At 62.1% G+C, this 5,549-nt stretch carries 7 protein-coding genes; 4 read left to right on the forward strand and 3 right to left on the reverse strand.

The window, feature by feature from the left end:
* Both JNB88_RS32945 and JNB88_RS32950 read left to right on the forward strand, forming a co-directional pair.
* On the forward strand, positions 1-561 hold a 561-nt coding region (locus tag JNB88_RS32945), incomplete at its 5' end, for an acetylxylan esterase (RefSeq protein ID WP_220359146.1).
* Positions 558-1,286, forward strand: coding sequence for an esterase family protein (locus JNB88_RS32950; protein ID WP_220359147.1), 729 nt, complete (start codon positions 558-560; stop codon positions 1,284-1,286). The genes JNB88_RS32945 and JNB88_RS32950, both read left to right, overlap by 4 nt.
* A 14-nt stretch (positions 1,287-1,300) precedes the next feature.
* On the opposite strand, the gene JNB88_RS32955 is transcribed toward JNB88_RS32950, so the two are convergent.
* Positions 1,301-2,902, reverse strand: coding sequence for an ABC-F family ATP-binding cassette domain-containing protein (locus tag JNB88_RS32955; protein ID WP_220359148.1), 1,602 nt, complete (start codon positions 2,900-2,902; stop codon positions 1,301-1,303).
* Here JNB88_RS32955 and JNB88_RS32960 point away from each other — a divergent pair.
* Together JNB88_RS32960 and JNB88_RS32965 are read left to right on the forward strand one after the other, a co-directional pair.
* Entirely contained in the window at positions 2,901-3,086 is a 186-nt protein-coding gene (locus JNB88_RS32960; RefSeq protein WP_220359149.1) for a hypothetical protein, read from the forward strand. The two genes, JNB88_RS32955 and JNB88_RS32960, sit on opposite strands and share 2 nt — an antisense overlap.
* 176 nt (positions 3,087-3,262) lie before the next feature.
* Positions 3,263-3,664, forward strand: a complete 402-nt coding sequence (locus tag JNB88_RS32965) for a DoxX family protein (RefSeq protein ID WP_220359150.1) — start codon at positions 3,263-3,265, stop codon at positions 3,662-3,664.
* Between the two features lie 20 nt (positions 3,665-3,684).
* Here the strand turns inward: JNB88_RS32965 and JNB88_RS32970 are convergent, their stop codons facing one another.
* On the reverse strand, positions 3,685-4,083 hold the full coding sequence (locus tag JNB88_RS32970) for a hypothetical protein (protein ID WP_037133404.1): 399 nt from the start codon (positions 4,081-4,083) through the stop codon (positions 3,685-3,687).
* Positions 4,084-4,204: 121 nt separating this feature from the next.
* Positions 4,205-5,392, reverse strand: a complete 1,188-nt coding sequence (locus JNB88_RS32975) for a Gfo/Idh/MocA family protein (protein WP_056821301.1) — start codon at positions 5,390-5,392, stop codon at positions 4,205-4,207.
* Positions 5,393-5,549 lie beyond the last annotated feature (157 nt).

Raw genomic sequence — 5,549 nt, forward strand, 5'->3', positions numbered from 1 at the left:
GCCGATGCGTCGGGCCGCGTCCTGCAAGGGATCGCGCGCCCGGATACTTACATCATCGGTGGCTGCGTCGACGATATCTGGCTTGCCGTCTCGACGCTTCTGGCACTCTATCCCTGGCTCTCGGGCCACATCGGCTACAGCGGCATCAGCTTTGGCGGCGGCCTCGGCGCGCTGGCGATCCCGTTCGATCCGCGCATCGATCGCGGCCACCTCGTCGTCCCGACCTTCGGCGACCGGGCGCAATGGCTGACACTGCCGACCGTCGGCAGCGCCGATTCCGTGCAGACGTACCAGAAGACGCATGGAAGCGTGCTCGACGCCCTGCGCATGTTCGACTCCGCCAGTGCCGCAAGCCGGATCAAGGTGCCGATGCTCGCAGCCGTCGCCCTCTTCGACCCCGCCGTCGCGCCGCCCTGCCAGTTCGCGGTGGCCAACGCCCTGCCGACATCAAAATATAATGAAACCTTCATATTGGATGCGGGACACTTCGATTATCCCGGAAGCATTGAGCAGAGCGCGATTCTGCGCGAGAAAGTCCGAGATTTCTTCAAGGTGTTATGAACCGGGAATATCTGCGCTGGCATAGTCCGCGCCTGCATCGCGAGATGGAGCTGCTGGTGTTCGGCCACGCCGGCGCCAAGGTGCTGATGTTTCCGACCCGCGAGGGACGTTTCTGGGAATACGAGAGGCTCGGCGTCATAGACAGTCTTGCCGAAAAGCTGCACGCCGGCCAACTGCAGCTCTACTGCATCGAGGGGCTCGCCGCCGAGACCTTCTACGGCTTCGACCGTCATCCGGCCGACCGCATTCGTCGCCACACCGCCTTCGAGGACTATATCCTGAATGAAGTCCTGCCGCTGATGGCATCGAAGAACGGACATGAGTGCACCATCGTACATGGCTGCAGCCTCGGAGCCTTCCAGGCGGCCAGCCTTGTCTTCCGGCATCCACACCTGTTCCGCAAGCTGGTTGCCTTCTCCGGCCGCTATGACCTGACGATCAGGGTCGAATCCTTCGGCGATCTGTTCGACGGCTATTACGACGACGCCGTCTATTTCCATACGCCGACGCACTTCCTGCCCGGGCTCCACGGTGGCTGGCAGTTGGAGAAACTGCGCGAAGTCGAGATTGTCCTGACCATCGGTGACGCCGACCCCTTCCTCGACAACAACTATCACCTCAGCCGGCTGCTGGCGGAGAAGCAGGTCGGCCACCAGCTGCATGTCTGGAACGGCCGAGCGCATCGCGCAGGCGCCTGGCGCAAGATGGCCGGCCTCTACATCTGATCCGAGCCGTCCGCCTAGACGAGAACTTCTTCTCCCAGCGGAAGCTGTATCATTCGCGATATGCCGATATTCTCCAGAAACACCTCGTCGTGACTGACGACCAGCAGCGCACCGTCATAGGCTTGTAGACCCACTTCCACCGCAGCAATCGAATCGATATCCAGATGGTTGGTCGGTTCGTCCAAAATCAGCAGCGGCGGCGGCTTCGCACCGCCGAGGACGCAGGCAAGCCCAGCGCGCAGCAACTGCCCTCCTGACAGCGTCGACACCTGTTGCAGGGCCGCATCCGCCCGGAACATGAACCGCGCCAGCGCCGCGCGGCAGGCATTTTCGTTGGCACCAGGATTGAGATTGCGGAAATTTTCGCGGATCGATAGCGACCGATCGAGGAGACTGACGCTCTGATCGAACCGTGAAAAACCGGTCATGACGGAGACCGTTCCGGACCACGGCTTTAGTGCGCCTGTGATCAGCGCCAGCAGCGTCGTCTTTCCCGAGCCGTTCGGCCCCGCGATCGCGACACGATCGGGGCCTGTCACCGCGAAGGAGAGGTTTCGGATGATTGGCGCCTCCGACCGATAGCCGGCGGTGACGTTTTCCAGCCTTAGAACGTCCCTGCCGGGCGGCAGTCCTGTTGAGGCGAGCTGCGCCGAGAACGGCTGCAGGATCTCGATCCGCTGCCGGGCAGCAGACGCTTCCTCCATCGCCTCCTCGCGACGTTTTTCGCCAAGGCGAACCTTGTTGCCGCTGGTGTTTTCCGCCGCCCGCTTGAGACCGCCGGCGACAATGCGGGGCATATCGCCTCGTGCCGCCTTCTTGCGGCCGTTGCGGTCACTGCGGGCCTGCCGCTCCGCGGCGACCTGGGCGCTGCGGACCACATCGGCAACGCGTCGCTCCGCGTCCGCGAGATCGTGTTCGGCGGCAGCGAGCTCAAGCGCCTTGCGTTCCTGAAAGGCACTCCAGTTTCCACCATATCGCCGGGCGCCAAGCGTGGTGATCTCGACGATCGCATCCATGGTCTCAAGCAGTTCACGATCATGGCTGACAACGATGGCGCCGGCGCGCCAGCCGGCGAGCAGGGCGATGACAGCCTCCCGCCCATCGCGGTCGAGATTGTTGGTCGGCTCGTCGAGGATAAGGAAATCGGGATCGGAGAAGACAAGAGCCGCAAGACCCACACGCGTCCGTTGGCCACCGGAGAGCGAGGTCAGCAGCGTTCCCGGCTCTGCGTCCAACCCGACGCGTTCGATCGCCGCGGCAATGCGCGCCTCGATCGTCCAATCGGCATTGGCGAGTTCGTCAGCGGTCGCGTCGCCGGCTTCGGCGCGGTGAAGGATGGCGAGCGCATCACTGGCACCGAAGAGATCGGCGACCGTCGCCCCCTCCTCCACCTGGACCGACTGGCGCAGGATGCCGAGCCGTCCGCCAAAAGCAATGCTGCCCGACTGCGGCTGCAATTCGCCGGAAACGAGCTTCAGCAGCGTCGTCTTGCCGACGCCATTGCGACCGACGAGGCCGGTTCGTTCAGCGCCGAAGCTTAGATCGAGGTGGGAAAGAAGGGTGCGCCCGTCAGGCGTGGACCATGAAAGATTGGACAGGGTAATGGATGCAGGCATGGATAAAGGACTCCCGAATGGCAAGGCGAACTGGCGTTGCGATCGGGGTGAAATCCATTGCTGCACACATCCTGTTGGTATTGGCGATGACCGCAATCTAGGCGGGCACCACGCCAAAATCAAGGCAGCGGATGACCGAATGACTTCCCTGAAGCTGCGCCAGCTGGCAGGCGTTCAGCGATGATTCGATTGGCTTCGGAAAGAAGCGGTCGCATCGGCAACTTCCGCACCGCCCCGCAAAGGCCCTTCAGCGTTGCTATCATATTGAAAAGACTGATAACGCCGATGTCAGAAGTCGTGAATTTGCGATGCCGGGAAGGCAGGCTAGAGAGCAGGAAGCTCCATCACGAAAGGAATCCGATGCTCCTCCCGATCCACCTGGCACAGCCGCATCTCCTCAGCCTGCTGCGCGTGGTCTCCTCGCTCGTGCTCTTCAGCTACGGCACGCAGAAGATCCTGCATTTCCCCGCCGCCGAGCGCGTGCCTGACGTTGGCTCCATGTCCTGGATAGCGGGCCTGCTTGAGCTGACGCTCGGGTTCCTCGTGTTGATTGGTTTCAAGACACGCGCCGCGGCCTTCGTCCTGTCGGGGCTGATGGCCTTTGCCTATTTCATCGGGCATGCCTCGAAAAGCTTCTACCCGGCGCAGAACGGCGGCGTCGCCGCAATCCTGTTCTGCTTCGTCTTTCTCTACCTGGTTGCTGCCGGCGGCGGCCCCTTCAGCATGGATGCGCTCATCAAGCGCAAGCAGGCAGTGGCCTGACCGAACACCCAGCCGGAGACTCAAGGGTTCTGTTTGGCGTCCTTGAGCTTCACCGCCATCGTGACGGTGCCCCGCACGATGATGTCGTTGCGCTGGACATCGCCCCGGGGATAGCGATTGAGATCGGCGTTGCTCGTAAGATTGGTGATCTGGCAGCTCTCGGCCAGAGTCTGCAGGATGAGATCGCACTGTCCACCCGCCATAAGGTAGAAACCCTTTTGCGCAGCGTTGATCTGCTCGGCGGTCTCCTTGTCCGCATCGACAGGGACAGAAAGAGACATCGTCGCCTGGACATTGACCATGCCCGGAACGCGCTGACCGGCATAGAAGTTGGGCACGCGCGTGGGAAGCTCCTGCGATAGAGCAGGAAGTGCAGCGAAAGCGAGGAGGCATGCCAGAACTGCGGCAGAAGATTTCATTGGTCTCTCCATCTGGTTGCGCTCGTTTCTGCCACAGCATTGTTAAACAACAATGGGCGCACTCCCTAACATTGTAGGAAATGCGCCCATTGATTGCATCAATGACTGAAACGGACGAGGATCAGACCTTGACCCAGGCGCCGTTTTTCTTCGAGGAGGCCACGCAGGCATCAACGAAGGCAACGCCCTTCACACCGTCATCAACGGTCGGGTAGACCACAGCCTTGTCGACCGCCTTGCCCTTCTTGTGGGCGTTGATCGCGTGTGCGGCTTCGGTGTAGATCGTCGCGAAGGCTTCGAGATAGCCTTCCGGATGACCGGACGGGATGCGCGAAACGCGGGCAGCCGCAGGGCCGGAACCGGCGCCGTTGCGGGTGATCAGGCGCTTCGGCTCGCCGAACGGCGTGAACCAGAGATAGTTCGGATCGGCCTGTACCCATTCCAGACCACCCTTGGTGCCATAGACGCGAACCTTGAGGCCGTTTTCGTGGCCCGGCGCCACCTGGCTGCACCACAGCATGCCCTTGGCAGGCTTCTCGGAACCCTTGGCCTTGAAGCGCAGCATGACGTGCGCATTGTCGTCGAGACGGCGGCCTTCGACGAAGCTGTCGAGGTCGGCTGCAAGGCTGTCGAGCTCGAGGCCAGACACGAAGGAAGCAAGGTTATAGGCATGCGTGCCGATATCGCCGGTCGAACCGCCTGCACCCGACTGCGCCGGGTCGGTGCGCCAGACGGCCTGCTTCGCACCCGTCTGCTCGACGGCCTCGGTCAGCCAGTCCTGCGGATACTCGGCCTGCACCAGGCGGATATCGCCGAGTTCGCCATTGGCGATCATCTCGCGTGCCTGACGAACCATCGGATAACCGGTGTAGTTGTGCGTCAGGATGAAGAGCGCGCCGCTCTCGTCGGCCACCTTCTTCAGCTTCTTGGCGTCGGCAAGGTTCGAGGTCAGCGGCTTGTCGCAGATGACATGGATGCCGCGACGCAGGAATTCCTTGGCGGCGTCGTAGTGAACGTGGTTCGGCGTAACGATCGAAACCGCTTCGATGCCGTTCTTCAATTTCGCTTCACGGATCGCCATCTCGCGATAGCTGGAATAGGTGCGCGACGGATCAAGGCCGAGATCGAGACCCGAAGCCATCGCCTTTTCCGGCGTCGACGACAGCGCGCCGGCGATCAGATCGTACTGGTCGTCGATGCGGGCAGCGATGCGATGGACGGCGCCGATGAACGCGCCGGCGCCACCACCGACCATGCCGAGACGAATGCGCGGTTCGCGCGCCTGTTCTGTAGATGCTTCAATTGCCATTGGTTCCTCCTGAAATCTGTTTTGCAGAAAGCCCCTCTCTGCCCTGCCGGGCATCTCCCCCACAAGGGGAGAACACCTGCGGCATCGACTTGCCCAGCGGTAGGGCTCAGTGGTTGCCGCAAGAAGCCCCTCCCCTTGTGGGGGAGGGTTGGGGAGG

The organism is Rhizobium cauense (assembly GCF_019511525.1).
GTDB classification, from domain to species: domain Bacteria; phylum Pseudomonadota; class Alphaproteobacteria; order Rhizobiales; family Rhizobiaceae; genus Rhizobium; species Rhizobium cauense.

Bases quoted from the DNA above. Each gene is read 5' to 3' on its own strand.
- JNB88_RS32950 (WP_220359147.1), top strand. From the start codon at position 558: ATGAACCGGGAATATCTGCGCTGGCATAGTCCGCGCCTGCATCGCGAG.
- JNB88_RS32955 (WP_220359148.1), bottom strand. From the start codon at position 2,902: ATGCCTGCATCCATTACCCTGTCCAATCTTTCATGGTCCACGCCTGAC.
- JNB88_RS32960 (WP_220359149.1), top strand. From the start codon at position 2,901: ATGGATAAAGGACTCCCGAATGGCAAGGCGAACTGGCGTTGCGATCGG.
- JNB88_RS32965 (WP_220359150.1), top strand. From the start codon at position 3,263: ATGCTCCTCCCGATCCACCTGGCACAGCCGCATCTCCTCAGCCTGCTG.
- JNB88_RS32975 (WP_056821301.1), bottom strand. From the start codon at position 5,392: ATGGCAATTGAAGCATCTACAGAACAGGCGCGCGAACCGCGCATTCGT.
- JNB88_RS32970 (WP_037133404.1), bottom strand. From the start codon at position 4,083: ATGAAATCTTCTGCCGCAGTTCTGGCATGCCTCCTCGCTTTCGCTGCA.